Source organism: Fibrivirga algicola (assembly GCF_011742925.1).
Classification (GTDB): domain Bacteria; phylum Bacteroidota; class Bacteroidia; order Cytophagales; family Spirosomataceae; genus Fibrella; species Fibrella algicola.
Window position 1 is genome coordinate 446,526 of the sequence record NZ_WAEL01000004.1, and the last position, 21,017, is coordinate 467,542.

The window sequence follows — 21,017 nt, forward strand, 5'->3', positions numbered from 1 at the left end:
TACAATCGATGCAAACGCTTATAAACTGGTCGGGTGGTAAAGATTCGGCACTGGCACTTTATCGAATTCAACAGCAGGGCCAGAGTACGGTTACCCAACTATTGACGACCATCAACGGGGCTTATGGCCGGGTATCGATGCACGGTGTTCGTGAGGAACTGATTCAGGCGCAGGCTGATCGACTGGGTTTACCGCTGACTACCGTGCGACTCCCCGAAACGGCCAGCATGGCATTGTATCAGACCACGATGAACGACGCATTGCGCCTCCTGATAGAAAATGGCATTGAGCAGGCTGTTTTTGGTGATATTTTTCTGGAAGACCTACGGCAATGGCGCGAAGAACAACTGGCATCAATTGGTCTGACGGGCGTTTTTCCGCTTTGGCAAACTGCCTCAATGACCCTATTACACGAATTCTGGGCGGCAGGTTTCCAAACCATCGTTGTGGCGGTGAATGGCCAGCAGCTTGACAAATCCTTCTGCGGACGGGTGCTCGATCAGCAGTTTGTGGCGGATTTACCGGCCGGCGTTGATCCGTGCGGCGAGAACGGTGAGTTTCACACCTTTGTCTTCAATGCGCCTTATTTTAGCAGCCCGGTTCGCTTCACCCTGGGCGACGTGGTGGAACGTACCTACACCTTCACCGATGCCGACAAGCAGGAACGTACATCGACGTATTACTTTGCCGACTTACTTCCTTCGTAAATCAACCCATGGAAAAACACGCCTCAACCAGTTGTCCCCGTTGCGGTAATCTGTTTACCTGCGGCGTTAATTCAGTGTTGAAATGCGACTGCATGTGGTTAAGCCTTGCGCCCGCCGACCTCGCCTACATCCGGGAGTACACCGAGATCACGTTTGGCGAATACACATGCCTGTGCGTGAAGTGCCTGCGCGACTTACAGGCTGAACGGAACGCAGTTCCGGCTAATTAAACAGTGAGTTGGTCCGGCGGGAATCCAGTTTCAGGAAGATGAACAGGAGCAGCGTAAACGACCATAGCGACGAGCCGCCATAGCTGAAATAAGGCAACGGAATACCAATAACGGGCATCAGGCCAATAGTCATTCCGATGTTGACCAGCATGTGGAAAAACATGATTCCGGCCACGCAATATCCGTATATCCGCGCAAATTTACTTCGCTGCTTTTCGGCCAGAATAACAATGCGGGTCAGGAGTGACACAAAAAGCACAATCACGATAACACTACCGATGAAGCCGTGCTCTTCACCAATAGTACAGAAAATAAAGTCGGTACTTTGTTCGGGAACAAAGTCGAACTTCGTCTGGGTACCTTCCAGAAATCCTTTCCCATCCAACCGGCCCGATCCAATCGCGATCTTGGCCTGAATCACGTTCCAGCCAACACCCCGAGGGTCAGAATTCGGGTCGATCAGCACTTTTATCCGGTTCCGCTGGTGTGGCTGCAATACCTTGTTCACGAAGAAGTCGACGCCGGTGGCGGTTAACATCATGGCGCCCCCAATCAGGCCAATACCTATCATGCTACGGGCTGTGCGGTTATAGCGTGGCAGCAATAGAATCACCACTACGCACAATACCGCAATGCCGGCAAACAGGTAAAGTGGCGGTACAACCAAGGCTAAAATCAGCAAGACGGCCAGCGTAATCCCCGTCAGCGGAATCCAGCCGGGTAGTCCTTCGCGGTAAAGCATAATCACGAATGACGAGAAGACCAGCGTCGATCCTGTTTCGTTCGACAGAATGATCAGGATGGCGGGCAGGCCAATGATGCCGCCGATCCAAAGCAAATCCTTCTGTTTTGTCAGGTTAATGCCTGGCTGGTCCATGTACTTGGCCAGCGCCAGACTGGTGGCCAGTTTGGCAAATTCGGCCGGCTGAAGCGTAAACGAGCCAAATTTAAACCACGACCGCGACCCATTTATGTTCGTTCCCGCCACCATTACCAGCAAGAGCATGGCGATCATGAACAGGTAGAAAACAAAGGCGAACGTGTCGTAAAATTTGTGGTCGATGACCAGCACGCAGATAATCAGTAGCACGGCAGTGCCAATCCAGATAAGCTGTTTGCCGGCATTGCTCGAAAAATCGAACAGACTAGTTTGATCTTCCGGGCTGTATACTGCCGCATACACATTCAGCCATCCCATCAGCACACAACTGATGTAAAGGACTAACGTGATGGTGTCAATGTTTCTGGCTAATTCGGCGTTACGGGGCATTGGTCTACTATATAAAGTCAGAATTCAGACTGGCAGCCACAAGCACAGGTTGACCTGTGCCTGTACCTATCTTAATTCCCTATTGGGTACGTCTTTAATTTCCTCCTACCGTGCTTCTGGTTGCGCCCTCTGCCCGGGTCATCAGTGGACGAACCGGACGGCTTTCCGGTTTACGGATCGTGTCGTTACCTAACGGCTTACGAGCCGATGAATCCGGCTTCTTAGGAGCCACAATCTTCGGCTTAGGCAGCATTGAGAGCGGCGGCATGTAATTCTGCTTCATCAGCCACTCCTGTAATTTCAGGCCCTGCGCTTCATTCTTACGCTTCAAGTACCGCTCGGCCACCAGCGCAGCGACCGATGCCGCAGCCACGCCACCCCAGCCTGCATTTTCAACAAACACAGCTACGGCAATTTTAGGGTTGTTCATCGGCGCAAACCCGATAAAGATGGAGTGGTCATGGGCATGGCCAAACTTAGCGTTTTGCGACGTACCTGTTTTCCCGCACAGCTCGATGCCTGGAATGTCGGCATCCTTTTTTACCGTTCCGGCCATCACTGCCAGCCGCATTCCTTCAATAACCGGTGTAAAGTATTTAGGATCAATATCCGTATAATGCTTCTCCTTGTATTCGGCCGGTATCCCTTCGTTCAGTTTGCCAATGCCTTTTACATAGTGCGGCGTAATGTACCAACCCCGATTAGCAATAGTGGCGGCCAGGTTAGCTAGTTTCAGTGGACTGATAAGTAGCTCTCCCTCGCCAATACTAAGTGAGTAAATATTAGAGAACTTCCAGCTGAACTCACTTTTATACAGCTTATTATACGTTTCAACAGACGGTAATTTGCCTGGAAATTCGCTTGGCAAATCAAGACCGAGTTTCTGACCAACACCAAACTTCACCACATGGTCATGCCATTCTTTTAAACCCGCCGCTGACGCTTTAAATGTGTTTGGATTACCGTTGTGATAAATGTATTTTCGAAATACCTGATAGAAATACGGATTACAGGAGAAGCGCACCGCACCGGTCAGGTTGTTTCCGCCATGACAGTGGCAACGCATGGGCGATCCTGCGTGGCCATACACGGTATTAGTAAACAATGACCCCTGTTGCTGGGCGATCAACGCCTGGATCAGCTTAAACGTAGAACCGGGTCGGTAACTAGCCATAATCGGCCTGTTAATCAACGGTTTATACGGGTTTTTAAGTAATTTTCGGTAATTCTTCGAGAAAAACCGCGATGACAACTGGTTCGGATCATAGGTAGGCGCCGAGACCGAGACCAGAATTTCGCCGCTCGATGGGTCAATGGCCAGAATAGACCCTACCTTGTTGACCATCAGGCTGTCGGCGTACTTCTGCACCTCTACATCGATACCTGTGTACAAGTTTTTACCGGCAACAGCGGCGGTGTCGAACTCACCTCCTTTGAATGACCCCTTTGCAACGCCATGCACGTTCTGCATCACGTACTTGATACCCCTCAACCCGCGCAATTGCTCTTCATACTGCTCTTCCAGGCCGTTATGCCCTACATAATCGCCCTGTCGGTAATAGAGAATTTCCTGGTTCTCCAGCTTCTTCTTACTGATTTCCGACACGTACCCGAGCGCGTTGGAGAGCGTGTGGGCCGGGTACGTCCGCATGGAACTCATCATCGGTTCAAACCCCCGGTAATCGACTAGCGCATCCTGGATGCGAGCGTAGTCTTCTTTGGATAATTGTCGGAGAAAAACCGAGGGCTTCACGTACGAATACGCTTTCGCCAGATCCATGATGCTATCAAATTCAGGACGGGTAACATCCATCATGCGGCAAAAGGCCAGCGTGTCAGGTATACGCACCCGTTTGGGGGTCACGTACAGATCATAAACGGGTGTATTATAAACAATTAGCTCTCCATTCCGGTCGTATATTTGACCGCGATAGGGTATCTCGATAACACGCTTGATGGAATTGCTGGAGGATTCAAGGGAGTAGCTATCATCCAGAATTTGCAGGTAGAACAGGCGGGCGGCGTAAATCAGGCCCACTAAGCAGAAGACGCCGATAATAATAAACTTCCGGTTTTCAATCATTGGTTCTCAACTCCTGAGACACGCTCCTAAACTAATTCGAATTACGGTTTCCGAATTGTACTACAAATCTACGAAGTTCGTCGCGATCAGAACGCAGGATGAGACACAAGTTTGTGGGTTTTGAGAGTTGTTTACGTGATTACATTACCAGACGGTTAGTACAGCAACAAAAATCCTGTTTTATCCCACCATTCTTTCATTAAAAAGTTGATACGTGTGCGTCACTGAACCCAACTTTAATTAAAAGTTTGCCCCTTTCGTTAGTACCTGAATTCGGCAGAGATACATGTCGGCAGTAATGTACAATGTGCGGCCATCATCCCCCCACGCACAGTTGGCCGTAGCCACACCAGTATGAATACGCCCCAACAACGTACCCTGCGGAGATAGTATCAGTATACCACCCGGTCCGGTTGCCCATAGGTTGCCCTGTTGGTCAACTTTGAGGCCATCAGGAGCTCCCTGTAAACCCTGTTTCCAAAGTTCGGTTGCGTTGAAAATCGTACGGCCAGTGCTAACCGATCCATCGGCCAGTACCGGATACGCCCGGATGATGGGCTGTTTCTCGTCTGATTGTGCCACGTAAAGCGTTTTATAATCAGGCGAAAACGCCAGACCGTTCGGACGAACCAGATCACTCACTAGCAACGATACGTCGCCCGTTGCCGACACCCTATATACGCCAAACAGTGGTGTCTCGCGGGAAGGGTCTTTTTCCTTCCCCGCCAACCCATACGGCGGATCGGTGAAATAGTAGCTCCCGTCAGGGTGAGTTACTACATCGTTAGGACTATTGAATCGTTTCCCCTGATACCGGTCTGCCAGGGTTAGCTTCCCGCCTGGTCCCGGCAATGGCATGGCTGATATCCGCCGATCACCATGTTCACAGATGATGAGCCGCCCCAGCGCATCGATCGTTAACCCGTTTGACCCTGGTTCATCGCTATACTCACCCCGCCCCGTATAGCCTGAGGGAATTAGAAAGGGCTGGCAACCATCGGCCGCCGTCCAGCGGTAAATCGTATTTTTGGGTACGTCCGAGAAAAGAAGAAAGCCCCCTGTGGATGAACCTGCGGGTTTGCCCTTAACCCAGACTGGACCCTCGGCCCACATGAAACCGGATGCCAGTACCTCCACTTTAGCGTTTTTCGCCAGTAACTGATCCAGCCGTGGATCGAGCCGGACAATTTCACCGATAGTTGGATACGGTTGGGCCATAAGTGACGCTACGGGTAGGGTAGCCAGAAGAATCAGTTTCTTGAGCATGGTGGTTTAAGACTAGGTTGTTGACCAGGCTATGAACGGCGCAGCGTCTGGTCGGCCAAGTAAAAAATAGCGTTCATCCATAACCTACTTTTGTCAAAGCGAGGAAGTTTGGCAAAGTTTGCAGTTCAATCAAGCCAAGTCATCCATTTTGTCATCCGTTGCTCAAACTGTTGCCCGCCATTTACTCGATGTGCAGGCCGTTCGCCTTCGCCCTGCCGACCCCTTTACCTGGAGTTCGGGTTGGAAATCGCCCATCTATTGTGACAACCGGGTCACGCTGGCGTATCCTCAGGTACGTACCTACATCAAGCAGGCGCTGGCTGATGTTGTCAGGGAGCAGTTTCCCGATGTACAGGTCATTGCAGGCGTAGCCACGGCGGGAATTCCGCAAGGCGCGCTGGTAGCCGACGCGTTAGACCTCCCCTACTGCTATGTTCGCCCTGAGCCTAAAAAACACGGCATGGGCAATCAAATCGAAGGACGACTCGACAATCAGCAGAAAGTAGTCGTAGTTGAAGACCTGATTTCTACGGGAGGCAGTTCCCTCAAAGTGGTAGAGGCATTGCGACAGGCAGGCGCTGAGGTCATTGGCATGATCGCCATTTTCACCTACGGCTTTACCATTGCCGATGACAACTTCAACCAGGCAGGAGTGAAACTGGTGTGTCTCAGCCAATACGATACGCTGGTGCAGGAGGCTCAAACGCTACACTACATTCCAGTTGATGCACTGGAATCACTGGCCGACTGGCGTAAAAACCCCGCAGACTGGGGAAAGTAGCTTTACTGTGTCAGGTTTCAAGTTTCAGCTGCGCTGCTAACTTGCCCTTTATTAGTCAGCAGCGCAGCTGAAACTATACAGTATGTCTTTTCAAGATAAAGTAGCTTGGATCACCGGCGCATCGTCGGGCATTGGCGAGGCATTAGCTCTGGAGTTAGCCCGTCGAGGGGCCAGACTTGTCTTGTCGGCACGTCGGGAGGGGGAATTACAGCGGGTAGCCGACGCCACCCGCTTACCCTCAGACCGGATTATGATTCTCCCGCTCGATGTTACTGACGAGACGTCAATCCCCGCGCTTGTAGCGGCTGTGCTGGTTCGCTTCGGCCGGATCGACTACGTGTTTCAGAATGCGGGCATCACTCAGCGCAGTTTCGTCAACGATACCAACTTCGCTGTTTACAGACGACTGATGGAGGTTAATTTTTTTGGCGTTGTAGCCCTGACACAGGCTGTTTTACCAGTAATGCTAGGGCAAAAAAGTGGCCATTTTGTGGTCACCAGCAGCGTTTCGGGCAAGATCGGGGTGAAACAGCGGTCGGGCTATTGTGCGTCTAAACACGCCTTACACGGCTTCTTCGACTCGTTGCGGGCTGAGGTCGCCAGCGATGGACTGCACGTTACTCTGGTATGTCCCGGCTATATCCGTACGCCCATTTCCAAATCAGCCCTCGATGCCACCGGCGGAGCATACGGCCGGTCAGACAAGCATCAGGAACAGGGCATGGCCGTTGAGGTGTTTGCCCATAAGCTAATAACAGCAGTAGTCAACCAGCGAGAAGAAGTCTACATTGGCGGCCGCGAGCTCATAGGTGTCTACCTGAAACGGTTCTTTCCCCGCCTACTATCACGCATACTCCGCAACAGGGCGGTAGAAGCCTAAAACTTCGACTTGCCGGGAGTAGCCACTGGCCAACTACTTACGCAGGTACGTTCCCTACTCATATTTCGGCCACCGACTGCTCCCTACAAATCGATCGGCTATTTTTTACTGTTCTGCTCCATGTAATCAACTGTCAGATGGCAGAGTGAACGAACGCCCAGCGTGAAGCAGCTCTCGTCGATCTGAAAATCGGGCGTATGGTGTGGTGCAGCATCTTCCAGTTTCTTACCCTTTGTCATGCCGCCCAGGAAATAAAAGAATCCGGGTACTTTCTGCTGATAGAATGAGAAGTCTTCAGCACCTGTTTGGGCAGGCGTCAGTTTGATGTTGGCCTTACCCGCCATAGCCTCCAGCGTTGGCACCATACGGTCGGTCAGGGCCGGGTCATTGTAGGTGACGGGATACATGATATCGATCTTCACATCGGCTTTGGCACCAGCGCTCCCCGCAATGCCCGTCGCGATTTCGTTGATGCGACGATGAATCAATTGCTGAGCCTCTGGGCTGAATGTACGGATGGTACCGATCATATTGGCCTCTTCCGGAATGATATTTTGCCGAATTCCACCATGAAAAGCCCCAACTGTAACGACGGCGGCGTTGTCAGTCAACACCACATTTCGACTGACGATCGTTTGCAGGCCCATTACTACCTGTGCGCCAGTCACGATCGGATCGACACCTGACCAGGGAGCAGCACCATGCGTCTGCTTACCCCGAATTTTGATAGCGTACTGATCAACGGCTGCCATGGTGGCTCCTGGTCGGTACTTAATGGTGCCAACCTCTGTTTGGGAGTTGATGTGCAACCCAAAAATCGCATCAACTTTAGGGTTTTCCAGTACACCCTCTTTTACCATCAGGGCCGCTCCCCCCTCTTCACCAACGGGCGCTCCCTCTTCGGCTGGCTGGAAAATGAACTTCACTGTTCCCTTCAGATCAGCCTTCATCGACGCCAGCACCTCAGCCGCTCCCATGAGCATAGCTACGTGCGTATCGTGACCGCAGGCATGCATAACACCGGTTTGCTGATTGTTATACTCGGTGGTCACCGTCGATTTAAACGGGAGGTCTACCCGCTCTGTCACAGGCAGGCCATCCATATCGGCCCGTAGGGCAACCACCGGACCAGGCTTTCCACCCTTTAAAATACCAACGACCCCTGTTTTCCCAACACCCGTCTTCACTTCAATACCTAAGGAATGAAGATGAGCGGCAATGATACCAGCTGTCCTTGTTTCCCGGTTGCCTAACTCTGGGTTTTGGTGAAAATCGCGTCGCCACGTAACCACTTTTCTCTCTACGGATATTGCCGCTTTATCTATTTGTGACTTTAACGGGATTGTCTGTGCATACACACAATTTACACAAACACAAATTAATCCTATCGTACGCAATGAAAAGGTCGATTTTCTTGAAATAGTCATATTTGGCCTTGGTTTACAGGAAACATACAAATGGTCACGAAAATTAAATATTTCCGAACAAAATTGCTGTGTTAACGTTAGTTTAAATAATTTTGCAACCGTTTAATCAAAATCAACAAACCAATTCTATCGTCAAACTTCTATGAGAAAATTCTTACTTGGAAGCTGGCTGCTGTTAATGCTGGTCACACTGCCTTCATTGGCACAGGACATAGCAATCAGTGGTCGGGTAACCTCATCCGATGATAACTCAGCCTTGCCAGGCGTCAGTGTACAGGTAAAGGGCACTACACGTGGTGCTACAACGGATGCGATGGGTAATTACAGAATAAATGCCCCAGCTAATAGCCGGTTGATTTTTAGCTTCATTGGGTATACTTCCCAAGAGGTTCTCTTAAATAACCGTACTAATGTTAGCATTACATTAGTGGCGACTGGCAACGATCTCAACGAGGTTGTTGTGACAGCTTATGGTAGTGAAACCAAGCGCCGTGACGTAACAAGTGCAGTTTCAAATGTAAGTGGAAAGACTATTGAAGATCTACCTCTACAAAGCTTCGACCGTGCCCTTCAAGGCCGAGCAGCTGGCGTACAGGTTACAGCAGCAAGTGGAGCACCTGGTGGTGCTATCAGCGTTCGGGTTCGCGGCGTTGGATCAATCAATGCCGGTAATGATCCACTCTACATTGTAGATGGTGTACAGGTGGCCAACGGCGGCTTATCAACTGCTGCTAGTTCAAACGTCTTAGCGTCGATTAATCCAAATGATATTGAAGAAATCAACGTTTTGAAGGATGCAGCTGCAGCTGCCATTTACGGGGCACAAGGCGGTAACGGTGTAGTGATTATTACAACTAAACGTGGAAAGGCAGGTCGTACAAAGTTTAACGCCTCTGTACAGACTGGCTTTACTGACGTAATAAAAAAGCTCGATGTCTTGACCGCTGCTGAGTTTGCTCAACTAAAAATTGAAGGCTTCGTGAACCGCGCCATTGCTACAAACCAAGGCGTAGACGCAGCTCGGGCCGCTTCAATCGCACAATATGGAGATCCAGCTACAGTTGTAAACACAAACTGGCAAGACGCTGTTTACCGTCGTGGGCAACTGCGCAATTATGATTTATCGGCAAGAGGTGGTGATGGGAAGACCAACTTTTATGTGGGAGGTTCGTACAACTTTCAGGATGGACAAGTTATTAAATCCGACTTTAAGCGAGGTACTTTCCGTTTGAACCTCGATCATCAAGCCAGCAAAAAACTGAAGCTTGAAACAACCATAGGCCTATCTTTTGTTAAACAAAACGGTGCGATAGCCGATGGCGCAAACATAAACAGCCCCTTCTTTGCGGCTGCGTTGATTTTACCTAATCAGCCTATTTACAAGGCTGATGGAACTTATAATGCACCCTTACCTGGCTCGTTTAGTTATAATCCCGTCCAGAATGCAGAATATGAGATACGGGCGAATACAACGATTCAAACGGTCAGTAATTTTGCAGCGAGCTACGAGATTGTCCCAGGTCTTCGCTTTCGGTCTTTCTATGGTCTTGATTATGCTACTAACCGTGACGATTTCTATCGTGATCCAACAGCTCCACAATACACAAGCACCGGTGGTTCGTTGACAGTTAACAACCGCTATACACTAAACTGGAACACAAGTCAGGTTTTCAACTTCAACCACAGCTTTGGCGCGGATCACAACATCACAGCTCTTCTAGGAGGTGAATATCGTGAAGAGATTCGTGAAACAGTGGGTACTACTGGTCAGGGTTTCTCGAGTGGTTTGTTCAGAACGTTAGCTGCTGCTGCCCGTCCTATTACCACAACTGGTGATTATACGACCTGGCGTATAGGCGGTGTCTTTTTATCGGGCAACTACGCTTACAAGGAAAAGTTTCTGCTAGGTGGTACGCTGAGGTATGATGGTTCTTCTCGTTTTGGAGCAAATACTCGTTTTGGTTTATTTCCCGCTATCTCCGCTGGCTATCGTATTTCCGAAGAACCATTTCTTAAAGGATCGACAGTACTTTCGGATCTTAAGCTCCGCGCTAGTTATGGTGAAGCAGGAAATAACCTAATTAGCAACTTTGCATCTCGTGCTCTATTTGGGCTTGGTGGTCAGTACCTTGATTTACCGGGTATTAGGCCTTCTCAACTAGGAAACGACAATCTATCATGGGAAGTCGCTCGTACACTAAACTTAGGTGTAGACTATTCGCTATGGAATGGCCGTATTAGTGGCACTGTTGAAGTATTCCGAAAGGTTAATGATAAGCTTCTGCTTGCCCGTCCACTGCCTTCTGACAGTGGGTTTGGATCGATTTTCGAGAATCTAGGTAAGGCTGAAAACACGGGCCTAGAACTTCAGTTCAACCATGTAAACGTTAATAAAGGTGGTTTTAAATGGGAAACACGCTGGAACGCTACATTCTTGAAGAGCAAAATCCTGGAATTGTTACCAGGTCAGAATCGGATTGGCAATGATTACTTCGTTGGCTCTCCTATCTCTATCAACTGGTATCCTACTTACGCTGGTGTTAACCCAGCCGATGGCCGGTCTATGTGGTTGGATTCACTGAATAATATTACATACACGCTTCAAGGCAGGGATTCCCGCATCCAGGGCTCTCCACTACCTAAAGGATATGGTGGTGTCACCAACTCGATCTCTTATAAAGGTTTGGAGTTAGAGGTATTCTTCCAGAGCCAATGGGGCAACACATTCCTTAACAATAGTGGCTTCTTCATGGAAAGCTCAGCTTCAGCTGGCTGGAACAACATGAGTAGCCAATTAGCGCGGTGGACTACTCCTGGCCAAATTACGCGGGTTCCACGCCCATATGAAGGTGGCACGGAACCGGGTAGCCAGTCAATTCAGACATTTTCTACTAAGCAAATTGAGAATGGTTCATACCTCCGTTTAAAGCAGGTTACGTTGAGCTACACGCTACCTACCACATTGGTAAGCCGCGCTGGCCTTTCTCAGGTACGTTTCTTTGCACAGGCGATCAATCTGCTTACCTGGACAGCCTACACAGGCCTAGATCCGGAGATTGTAACGTTCGACATTGGGCGCTATCCACAAAGCAAACAAATCACGGGTGGCATTCAGATTGGTTTCTAATCAACAACTCTTCGCAACATTCATGTTTAAGCCATATAAATTAGTTCTTACAGGTTCACTGGTACTACTGGGGGCGAGCTCATGCTCTGACCTGCTTGTCACTGAACCTAAGCAGTCCATCAGTTCAGCGGTTGCGCTAACAGATATTACTGGTCTTCGATCATTGCTGATCTCCGTTTATGACCGTCTTCAACCAGCTACATACTATGGTCAACGAATGATGATTGCACCGGAGATCATGGCTGACAATGTAAGACTAGCCAACCAAAATTCGAACCGTTACTTCAATGAGCGCGTAAATGCCCCCAATGCGCACATGCAACAGTACTGGGATAACTACGGCGGAATAAATGAAGCAAACTTCATACTTTCAGGTATCGATGGGGCCAACACCACAGGTGTAGAGAAAACCCAGATAAAAGGAGAGGCTTTATTTCTCAGAGCTTTACTATATTTCGATATGGCCCGTGTGTTCGCCTATGAGCCAAAGAAAATAGTAAATGGGTTCGATAAAGGGCTAATCTTACGCACTACGCCTACCGATGATGCGTCAAAGGCAACGTTTGAGGCACGAGCTACGGTAGAACAGACGTATCAACAAATTGAAAAAGATTTGAAAGATGCCATCGAGCTATTACCAGCTATGGCAGCTGCTACCAACCGTCAGCGGGCCAATAAAGCGGCTGCCCAAGGTTTGTTATCACGCTTGTATCTGTATTGGGAGAAATATCCAGAATGTATTCAGCTTGCTACTGATGCAATGGCCAGTCCAGCTGCCCGTCTGGTAACAGGGGCGCAGTATGCTGCTGCGTTCACGGCTTCGCCCAATCCAGAATCGTTGTTCGAAATCAACTATGTTCAGGCAACGGAATCACTGGGATCGAACGAGTCGTTGCATTCATTGACAAACCCCCCATCGGTTACGACTGGTAACTGGGGGGATGTAGTTTTCACGACCGAACTGCTGAATCTATATGATGCAGCTGATGCACGGCGGGCGGCCTTCTACGCTTCCACGAAATCAGGAGAGGCTGTTACGTTCAGCCGCAAATATTCTGGCGCACGCGGAGCTTTCACTGACAACGTGCCTGTAATGCGTTATTCAGAACTTCTGCTTATTCGTGCTGAGGCTTACGCAGCATCGGGTGATAATGTAAAGGCTCAGGCTGATCTCAATACACTTCGCGCTCGTGCAGGTGTAACGCCAGTAGCTGCTACCGTAACCGGTCAGGCACTCATCGATGCCATTCTGACTGAACGTCGGCTTGAATTGGTACTTGAGGGACATCGGTTCTTCGACCTGAAACGCCGGGGCTTAACGATCACTAAGGCTAGCTTATCGGCAGTTGTCCCCTATACCGACTACCGAATTCTGGCTCCAATTCCTACTGCGCAGGTTCAATTGAACACTAAACTGCAACAAAATCCAGGTTATTAACCACATAACCTCTCCACCTCTAAAGAGAAAATCATGTATAAGCAGTCATCATTGTTGCTTTTGTTCATAGGGCTTGCCTTGTCATTGACGGGATGTTTTGAAAGTCCAAGCTGGATATACGAAGGTGCCCCTGTAGTTGAATTCAAAAATCCAAGAGCAGGTTTCGCAACCCAACCTACCAACAACGTCGCGAATACCATTCGGGCACGTACAGTTCGTCAGGGAGTTGGCCGGGATAGCATTCTGGTGCAGTTAGTCGGCCCACAGCGCTCTACGCCAACAACCGTTGGCTACACGATCGCAGCTACAAGCACAGCCGTAGAGGGAGTTAACTACTCTATTGTCGGAACTAAGGGCAGCGTAGTGATCCCAGCAAACAGTAGCTCTACGTATATCGTCACGCAGTTTCTAGCTGGCATTCCGGCCGCCGCACCTGCTACGCAGACTGTTAGTCTTGCTATGACGTTGACTGGTTCAGATGGCACATTGCCTAGTGAAAACTACAAAACGTTTACATTCACAATTCTTAAATAAATGCATACTGCCTTTTCAACTACCATAGATTAATCTCTGGCAGTTGTATTCTTTCCGGTAGTAGACCCGTTTATTTTATTATAAAGAACCGCGGCTGAATTCAGTCACGGTTTTTTTATGCCATCACAGCAAGCCATGGTATTGAAACGAAATCAGCTATCTGTTTACTAACGTTCAAGGTTGCTATTCCATTAGCGCCACTGATAAGACAATTAACAGATGAATTATGAACTATAGCAGACCACAATAACCCCACTTTTAAGAAAGTAGAATTACGGTATTTAAAGAGCCTAAATGAGCAGCTGCAGCTGTTGTTTATAAAACAGAATTAAAGTTTGATTATATTTCTGTTAACCTTATTTTTGTTTTGGTCCATATCAATGTCGCCAAAGAATTGTACGATATGTCCTATTTTTTTGGATGGGATTTTTCCAGGTTACTAGGCAAATTATTGATTGGTCGCGCGTAAAATACTTAACTTAATCACCCAGTTCATCACAAAAATTCATGAGAAAACTTTTTACAGGATGTTGGTTACTTCTGATGTTAGTGTCCTTGCCCATGCTGGCACAAGACATTACAATTCGTGGCCAGATTACATCATCAGATGACAAGACTCCACTGCCCGGTGTGAGTGTGCAGGTAAAAGGATCAACGCGCGGTTCGGTGACAGATGCCGCCGGTAACTATCAGATTAGCGCTAATCCCAGTGCCAGGTTAATATTCAGCTTTATTGGCTATGGTCTTCAGGAGGTAGTCGTTGGCAACCGCACAACAATCAATATTGAACTAGCGCCCGATGTGGCCAACCTTGACGAAGTCGTTGTGACGACGTTCGGCTCGGAAAAGCGGGCTGCATTCACCGGATCAGCCGCCTCTATTTCAGCGAAAGACCTAGAAATTAGGCCAATTACAAACTTGGGTTCGGCACTGACGGGTTCAGCGGCTGGTGTGCAGACAACCGCAGGTAGCGGACAGCCAGGTAGTGCTCCAGATATTCGTATTCGTGGTTTCGGCTCAATCTCTACGTCAAACGATCCCCTTTACGTTGTCGACGGCGTGCCTTACACGGCAAGTATCGCCAACATCGCCCCGAACGATATCGAGTCGATCACCGTCCTGAAAGATGCTGCCTCGACAGCGCTTTACGGTGCACGGGCTGCTAACGGTGTAATCGTGGTGACAACAAAGCGCGGGAAGAAAGACCGTAACCAAATTTCGGTACGTTACACCAAAGGTGCCAACAGCCGGGGCCTTCCAGAATATGACCGGGTAGGTGTATCACAGTATTACCCCCTCATGTGGGAAACCTACCGGAACAGCGTTGCCTACCGGGCAACAAACCCGGTATCCCTAACGGCAGCGAATGCCGATGCGAGCAGCCGTCTGTTAAGCCTGGTTGGGTATAATGTCTACGACGTACCTGGCAACCAGCTGGTTGATGTGAACGGGCAGATGAATCCGAATGCGAAGCTAATCTATTCAGAAGACGACCTGAACTGGGAAAAACCCGTTACCCGGCAGGGAACCCGCGATGAAGCAAACATTAGCTTCTCAGGCGGACAGGAGAAATCGGACTACTTCTTGTCGCTTGGCTACTTGAACGATAAGGGCTACCTGATCCGCTCTGATTTTGAACGGTTTAACGGCCGTCTGAATATAAACTCGCAACTGAAGCCCTGGTTTAAAACCGGAGCGAACCTGGCGTTGACCGTTTCCAATTCAAATCAGGCCGACGCCGATGGAAACACTTCATTTGTGAACCCGTTTTTCTTCTCAAGAAACATGGGGCCAATCTATCCGGTATACGCGTATGACCCGGCTAATCCTGGTCAATTCCTGACTTTGCCAAATGGCGATCGCCGTTGGGACTACGGCAACCTGACTGCTCTTGGCTTGCCCGGACGCCCACAGTTTGGTGGTCGCCACTCAGTAGCCGAGACGGTATTGAACCAGAACTACTACCGCAGGAACACCATTGGTGCCCGCGTATTTGGCGAGGTTACGTTCCTGAAAGACTTCAAATTCACGTCGACCTTCGGGGCTGACATCGCTAACTTCAACCGCGTCATTTTTGGTAACCCGGAAATTGGTGACGGGGCACCAGCCGGTCGGTCGAACCACTATTTCCAGAACACATCGGGCTACAACCTGAACCAGTTGCTGAACTACAGCAAGTCATTCGGTCAGCACAATCTCGATGTGCTGGTTGGTCATGAGAACTTCATTGCTAACCAGAATGAGTTGGACGGTTCGCGTTCGCAACAAATTTTGGATGGTAATTATGAGTTGATCAACTTCACAACGACAACCAACCTGAGCTCGCAGTATGATACCCGTCGTATCGAGGGTTACCTGTCACGGGTCAACTACAACTACAACGAAAAGTATTTCCTATCGGCCTCTGCCCGTCGCGATGGCTCAAGCCGCTTTGCGAAAGGCGTTCGCTGGGGTAACTTTTATTCGTTGAGTGGTGCCTGGCGGATCGACCAGGAAGATTTCCTGAAGAACATCCCAAGCATCAACAGCCTCAAACTTCGTGGTTCATATGGACAAACGGGTAACGATGCGGGCATTAGTTTCTACGCCTGGCAGCCGCTTTATGGCCTGGGTTGGAATAACGCGTCGGAAGCCGGTATTCTGCAAACTAGCCTCGGCAACTCGCAACTGGAATGGGAATCGAGCAACGCGTTTGACGTAGCCCTAGAGTTCGGCCTGTTCAGGGGTCGCGTATCGGGTACAGTCGAGTATTTCGACCGCCAGTCATCCAACCTGATCTTTGCAGTTCCCCTTCCATTGTCTACTGGTATCACAACCGTTACCCGTAACATCGGTACCATGTACAACCGGGGTATCGAAGTTGAACTGGCTCTTGAGCCCATTCGTACGAAAGACTTCACCTGGCGGATTGACATCAATGCGACCAGCATTAAGAACCAGATCACTAAAATGCCGGCAGAAAACCCAGAGATCATCGACGGCACGAAGAAGCTCAAAGTGGGCAGTTCGATATATGACTTCTGGCTACGTGAATACCAAGGTGTGAACCCTGCAACGGGTGAGGCGCAGTACCGGGCTGCCAACTTCGTTGCTGCCAACTCACGGATCACCGAAACAGGTGACACCCTGACAACCAGCATCAACAATGCCCGTTTCCGTTATAATGGCAGTTCGATTCCGAATTTGACTGGTGGTATCACCAACTCGTTCCGGTACAAAGGCTTGTCATTATCGGCACTGCTGGTATACCAACTGGGTGGCAAAACGTATGACGGTGCTTACGCGGCGCTGATGAGTTCGGGTGGCTACGGTAGTGCTAAACACATCGACATCCTGAATCGCTGGCAGAAGCCAGGTGACATCACCAACGTACCACGTCTGGATGCCGGCCGTACGGTTGATTTCGACGGTGCCTCTGACCGTTGGTTGATCGATGCCAGCTACCTGAACGTTCGTACAGTGACACTCTCGTACGATCTGCCAGCCAACATTACCCGTAAGCTATCATTCGCCAATGCACAGGTGTATGTAAGTGGCGAGAACTTCCTGATCCTGTCGAAGCGGAAAGGCACCAACATTCAGCAGAACTTTGCGGGTACTACCGGCAACGTATTCAGCGCAGCCAAAAGCCTAGTTGTGGGCGTTGCACTCACCCTGTAATAGAAAACCTAACGAAGAGGCGACAAGCCAGGCGTAAAACGTAGCGTGTTCTATTCACCCGCTTTTGCTTCTAGCCGTCGTCTTCACTTCATAAACGTTCAGATAACCAATGAAAACGAAATTCTTACCCTTGCTCCTTGCACTGGGCCTATTTACATCTTCCTGCAAAGAAGACTATCTGGATACATCACCAACCGCCAGCGTTGATGCCGGATCAGCTTACGCGACTACCAAAAACGCCACAGCTGCCATCAATGGCATTTACCGGGCCATGGTGGTTCGTTACCTCGATTCGCAGGGACACTTTGGCCACCCAGCCATGATGATCATCATGGACGTTATGGGCGAAGATCTGGTGTTCGGCAACACGGTTAACACATGGCACTTTGGCGAGCAGCGGTGGACTAGTCACCGCTCAGACGTGGGCACGATGTCACAGTTCCCATACCAGTTGTATTACCGCCTGATTGGGAACGCAAACCTGGCTATTGCCAACATAGACAACGCGGCCGGTGCTCAGTCGGAGCGTAACCAGTTGAAAGGCGAAGCGCTGGCTCTGCGTGCATTTTCGTACTTCAACCTCGTGCAGTTGTATGGCAAGCGGTATAATGCTGCTGTAAAACCCAACGTACAACTAGCTGTACCCCTAGTTCTGACTCCAACGACAGAAGGGTTACCCCGGGCAACTGTTGAAGAAGTGTATACCCAGATCAATAAAGATTTGGTCGACGCGGCTGGTTTGTTGACAACGGCACGTACCTACAAATCGCACATCAACAGTGACGTAGTGAAAGGCCTCCAGGCTCGGGTAGCGTTGACACAGCAAAACTGGGCTGATGCCGCAAAATTTGCTGCTGAGGCACGTAAAGGTTACACGCTGATGACAACCGCTCAATACACGGACGGTCTGGCAGATATTGGCCTTGGCGAATGGATGTGGGGTTTCGACCACGTTGAAGATCAGTCTGAGTTTTTCGGTGCCTACCACTCGTATATCTCAAGCAACTTCAACTCGTCGGTAATCCGTCAGACACCGAAGGCCATCAGCAGCCTGTTGTATGAGCAGATTCCACAGACGGATGTGCGCGCTAAAATGTGGGTAAAGGCCCCAACGACGACTAACTCGGTAGTGCCAACGGGGGGTGTTCGGGTTCCCTACATGAACCAGAAGTTCCGTCTGCCAGGTACCCCATCAACCAGCACCATGGGCGATATTCCTTACATGCGTGCAGCTGAGATGTTCCTGATTGAGGCAGAAGCGCAGGCTCGCCTTGGCAAAAACACCGAAGCGGCAACGGTCCTGTTTGACCTCAACAGCAAGCGTGATCCATCGTACAAACTGTCGACCAGTACGGGTGCTAAGCTCATCGACGAAATTTTACTGTATCGTCGTATCGAATTATGGGGTGAAGGCTTCCGATTCACCGATTTGAAACGGATGAACCAGCCGCTGAACCGGAACGGGGCCAACCATAACCCAGCCGTTGCTGTACTGTTCGACGTACCTGCTGAAGACAACCGGTGGGAGTTCCTGATTCCAATCCGCGAAATCAACGCGAACAAAGCAATTGTTCAGAACCCGCTATAAGCCACTGCGAATCTAATTTAGTAGTAGCTACTACTGCCCTGCGCCCGACTCAATGAGTCGGGCGTTTTTTTTGATAGGGAATGAGATCACTACCCGTATCGCATTATTAGGAATAATTCTAAATAAATCTAGGATGTTTAGCGCTAAGCTATAATCTTTGCATCACTGTATAACGATTCTAAATAAACGAAACGGGCCTGCCTCAGTGTAGGTACGCTTATACGCTACTACAACCTCATGAAACTATTATCTAAAGCCATTCTGGTTATCGGGCTCTGCTCGGCCCTAACCAGTACAGGATACGCTACAGGCGGCTTCGACGATCCGACCCGCGCCTATGCTGTCCCCACATTGTCTACAACGCCAAAAGGGCAGGTTGCGCTGTCGTGGACCGAGAAAGACGATGCAGGCGTTGTGTACTTCTACTGGGCAGAATCGGCCGATAAAGGAAAAACGTTTGGCAGCAAAAAATTGATATTCTCGTCGGCCGGCATTGGCAATTCACGTCTGATGCGGCCTAAGCTGTTATTCAGGAAAGATGGTTCTGCGGTTGCCGTGTTTGCCCTGCGTGGCCCGGAAACAGCCACTGCTCAGCAGGCTACTACTCAGCCAGCACCGGCGCACAACCACGAAGCAACTGCAGCACACGATCATGGTACCGCCCCTGCGGCCGACAAACCGAAACCAGATGCTCAGCCAAAAGGTGGGCAACGAGGTGGTGGCCGCCCAAGTGATTTACAGATCGTTTACTGTTTCTCGTCAGATAACGGCACTACCTGGTCAACGCCCGTGCCAGTACACTCGGACCGGACGCCTAACGTTGTACGCGGCTTTTTTGATGCAACCGTTTTGGCCAACGACGAAATTGCCGTTGCTTACCTGAACGACATTACCGGTAAAGAACACCAACGCGATCTTCGATTTGTCACTTCAACAGGAGGTAATCGCTTTGGTCAGGAACGAGTGCTGGACCCGTTTGTTTGTGACTGCTGTAATATCAGCCTTCTGGTAGACGGCTCAGGTACGTTGCAAGTGTATTACCGCGAAAACCAGGATAACATCCGGGATATCGCCACGATGAGTTCGACCGACAATGGACTGACATTCTCGAAACCCGGTATTCTGTCGAAGGATAACTGGCAAATAAACGGTTGCCCACATTCGGGTCCGACCTCAAGTGCTGGTTCTGGTGGAAACTTGATTGCCTGGTTTTCAGGTACGTCCGATGCACCTGGAATCCGAGTGGTAAACCAGCAAGGAAAACGCCTGTTTGTCCTCGACGACCCTACGGCGAAGAATGCCTATCTGGTACCCGCCTCTAAGGCCACGGTCCTGTTATGGGAGCAAAGTCAGTCGTCGGAAGCGGGCATGAGTACGGCTATCGCTTACAGAACTATCAATTCGATGCAAAGCACAGGCACAACGTTTGTAAAAAGTGGCAAGAGTGCAACCAACGCGAGTGGTATAGTCATTGGCAATCAGCTCGTAGTTGCCTATGAAGTGCGAAACCCGTCTAACAAAAATTCCGTGGCGGTCACGCTGGTCGATTTATAATCTAGTCGTCCTGACGGCGTTTTGTCTAACTAGCAAGGCCCCTGTTCGTAGCTTAACTATTGCCAGATACTGGGCAACGTTAAGCTACGAACAGGGGCCTTGCTAGTTAGACAAAACGAAGATTGCATCAAAAATATTGACAATCGTAAGTTTTGTATTTTTACAAGAACTATCCGTATAAATACGTATAAAATTCGTCTTATAAGGCTATTATCAATACGCATAATGATATAATACTCATACTACTCAACTACTTTAAAAAAAGCCTAAAAGCTATTTCTTATACTTTTACCAGAATAAGCATTCGTTAATCATCCAAAAGGCATTACTTTTGGCTTGTCATTTCCCAAATGAACGAACAATTCTATGGCAACGGTTCTACGCAAACTTCCGTACTCTGGTTTGACAATCACTAAGGAAAATGACAACTAGTTTTCACTTGACCTAACTAATCAATTCATCACGTAAATTT

Annotated in this window: 14 protein-coding genes; 10 read left to right on the forward strand and 4 right to left on the reverse strand. The window is 49.4% G+C overall.

Annotated elements, in window-relative coordinates; all coding sequences use genetic code 11:
- The first annotated feature begins 8 nt into the window (after positions 1-8).
- Both F7231_RS13235 and F7231_RS13240 read left to right on the forward strand, forming a co-directional pair.
- Complete coding sequence (locus F7231_RS13235; protein ID WP_208295594.1) at positions 9-707, forward strand: Dph6-related ATP pyrophosphatase; 699 nt, start codon at positions 9-11, stop codon at positions 705-707.
- Positions 708-715: 8 nt separating this feature from the next.
- Positions 716-937, forward strand: a complete 222-nt coding sequence (locus tag F7231_RS13240) for a cysteine-rich CWC family protein (RefSeq protein WP_085413425.1) — start codon at positions 716-718, stop codon at positions 935-937.
- On the opposite strand, the gene rodA is transcribed toward F7231_RS13240, so the two are convergent.
- From rodA to F7231_RS13255, 3 genes are all read right to left on the reverse strand, one after another.
- Entirely contained in the window at positions 930-2,207 is a 1,278-nt protein-coding gene (rodA, locus tag F7231_RS13245) for a rod shape-determining protein RodA (RefSeq protein WP_166692227.1), read from the reverse strand. The two genes, F7231_RS13240 and rodA, sit on opposite strands and share 8 nt — an antisense overlap.
- A 94-nt stretch (positions 2,208-2,301) precedes the next feature.
- The gene (locus tag F7231_RS13250; RefSeq protein ID WP_166692228.1) at positions 2,302-4,290 is read right to left on the reverse strand and encodes a peptidoglycan D,D-transpeptidase FtsI family protein; all 1,989 of its coding nucleotides are present in this window, start codon (positions 4,288-4,290) and stop codon (positions 2,302-2,304) included.
- 240 nt (positions 4,291-4,530) lie between these two features.
- The gene (locus F7231_RS13255) at positions 4,531-5,556 is read right to left on the reverse strand and encodes an SMP-30/gluconolactonase/LRE family protein (RefSeq protein ID WP_229369888.1); all 1,026 of its coding nucleotides are present in this window, start codon (positions 5,554-5,556) and stop codon (positions 4,531-4,533) included.
- 148 nt (positions 5,557-5,704) lie between these two features.
- Between F7231_RS13255 and pyrE the strand changes: the two genes are divergently transcribed.
- On the forward strand, positions 5,705-6,337 hold the full coding sequence (pyrE, locus tag F7231_RS13260; RefSeq protein ID WP_208295595.1) for an orotate phosphoribosyltransferase: 633 nt from the start codon (positions 5,705-5,707) through the stop codon (positions 6,335-6,337).
- A gap of 82 nt (positions 6,338-6,419) precedes the next feature.
- On the forward strand, positions 6,420-7,217 hold the full coding sequence (locus F7231_RS13265; protein ID WP_166692229.1) for an SDR family oxidoreductase: 798 nt from the start codon (positions 6,420-6,422) through the stop codon (positions 7,215-7,217).
- Positions 7,218-7,315: 98 nt separating this feature from the next.
- Here F7231_RS13265 and F7231_RS13270 read toward each other — a convergent pair whose 3' ends face one another.
- Entirely contained in the window at positions 7,316-8,644 is a 1,329-nt protein-coding gene (locus F7231_RS13270) for an amidohydrolase (RefSeq protein WP_229369890.1), read from the reverse strand.
- Between the two features lie 142 nt (positions 8,645-8,786).
- Between F7231_RS13270 and F7231_RS13275 the strand changes: the two genes are divergently transcribed.
- From F7231_RS13275 to F7231_RS13300, 6 genes are all read left to right on the forward strand, one after another.
- Positions 8,787-11,771: a SusC/RagA family TonB-linked outer membrane protein gene (locus tag F7231_RS13275; protein ID WP_166692230.1), complete on the forward strand. Its 2,985-nt coding sequence runs from the start codon at positions 8,787-8,789 to the stop codon at positions 11,769-11,771.
- A gap of 217 nt (positions 11,772-11,988) precedes the next feature.
- Entirely contained in the window at positions 11,989-13,209 is a 1,221-nt protein-coding gene (locus F7231_RS13280) for a RagB/SusD family nutrient uptake outer membrane protein (protein WP_510186189.1), read from the forward strand.
- Between the two features lie 33 nt (positions 13,210-13,242).
- Entirely contained in the window at positions 13,243-13,743 is a 501-nt protein-coding gene (locus F7231_RS13285) for a hypothetical protein (protein WP_166692232.1), read from the forward strand.
- Positions 13,744-14,304: 561 nt separating this feature from the next.
- Entirely contained in the window at positions 14,305-17,403 is a 3,099-nt protein-coding gene (locus F7231_RS13290) for a SusC/RagA family TonB-linked outer membrane protein (RefSeq protein WP_229369893.1), read from the forward strand.
- Between the two features lie 109 nt (positions 17,404-17,512).
- A complete protein-coding gene (locus tag F7231_RS13295) occupies positions 17,513-18,991 on the forward strand; it encodes a RagB/SusD family nutrient uptake outer membrane protein (protein WP_085413416.1) in 1,479 nt (492 codons plus the stop codon).
- Between the two features lie 237 nt (positions 18,992-19,228).
- Entirely contained in the window at positions 19,229-20,545 is a 1,317-nt protein-coding gene (locus F7231_RS13300) for a sialidase family protein (protein ID WP_166692234.1), read from the forward strand.
- Positions 20,546-21,017 lie beyond the last annotated feature (472 nt).

Coding starts and splice junctions, on each gene's coding strand:
- F7231_RS13255 (WP_229369888.1), bottom strand. CDS start 5,556: ATGCTCAAGAAACTGATTCTTCTGGCTACCCTACCCGTAGCGTCACTT.
- F7231_RS13290 (WP_229369893.1), top strand. CDS start 14,305: ATGCTGGCACAAGACATTACAATTCGTGGCCAGATTACATCATCAGAT.
- rodA (WP_166692227.1), bottom strand. CDS start 2,207: ATGCCCCGTAACGCCGAATTAGCCAGAAACATTGACACCATCACGTTA.
- F7231_RS13240 (WP_085413425.1), top strand. CDS start 716: ATGGAAAAACACGCCTCAACCAGTTGTCCCCGTTGCGGTAATCTGTTT.
- F7231_RS13300 (WP_166692234.1), top strand. CDS start 19,229: ATGAAACTATTATCTAAAGCCATTCTGGTTATCGGGCTCTGCTCGGCC.
- F7231_RS13270 (WP_229369890.1), bottom strand. CDS start 8,644: ATGACTATTTCAAGAAAATCGACCTTTTCATTGCGTACGATAGGATTA.
- F7231_RS13235 (WP_208295594.1), top strand. CDS start 9: ATGCAAACGCTTATAAACTGGTCGGGTGGTAAAGATTCGGCACTGGCA.
- F7231_RS13250 (WP_166692228.1), bottom strand. CDS start 4,290: ATGATTGAAAACCGGAAGTTTATTATTATCGGCGTCTTCTGCTTAGTG.
- F7231_RS13295 (WP_085413416.1), top strand. CDS start 17,513: ATGAAAACGAAATTCTTACCCTTGCTCCTTGCACTGGGCCTATTTACA.
- F7231_RS13265 (WP_166692229.1), top strand. CDS start 6,420: ATGTCTTTTCAAGATAAAGTAGCTTGGATCACCGGCGCATCGTCGGGC.
- F7231_RS13275 (WP_166692230.1), top strand. CDS start 8,787: ATGAGAAAATTCTTACTTGGAAGCTGGCTGCTGTTAATGCTGGTCACA.
- F7231_RS13285 (WP_166692232.1), top strand. CDS start 13,243: ATGTATAAGCAGTCATCATTGTTGCTTTTGTTCATAGGGCTTGCCTTG.
- F7231_RS13280 (WP_510186189.1), top strand. CDS start 11,989: ATGATGATTGCACCGGAGATCATGGCTGACAATGTAAGACTAGCCAAC.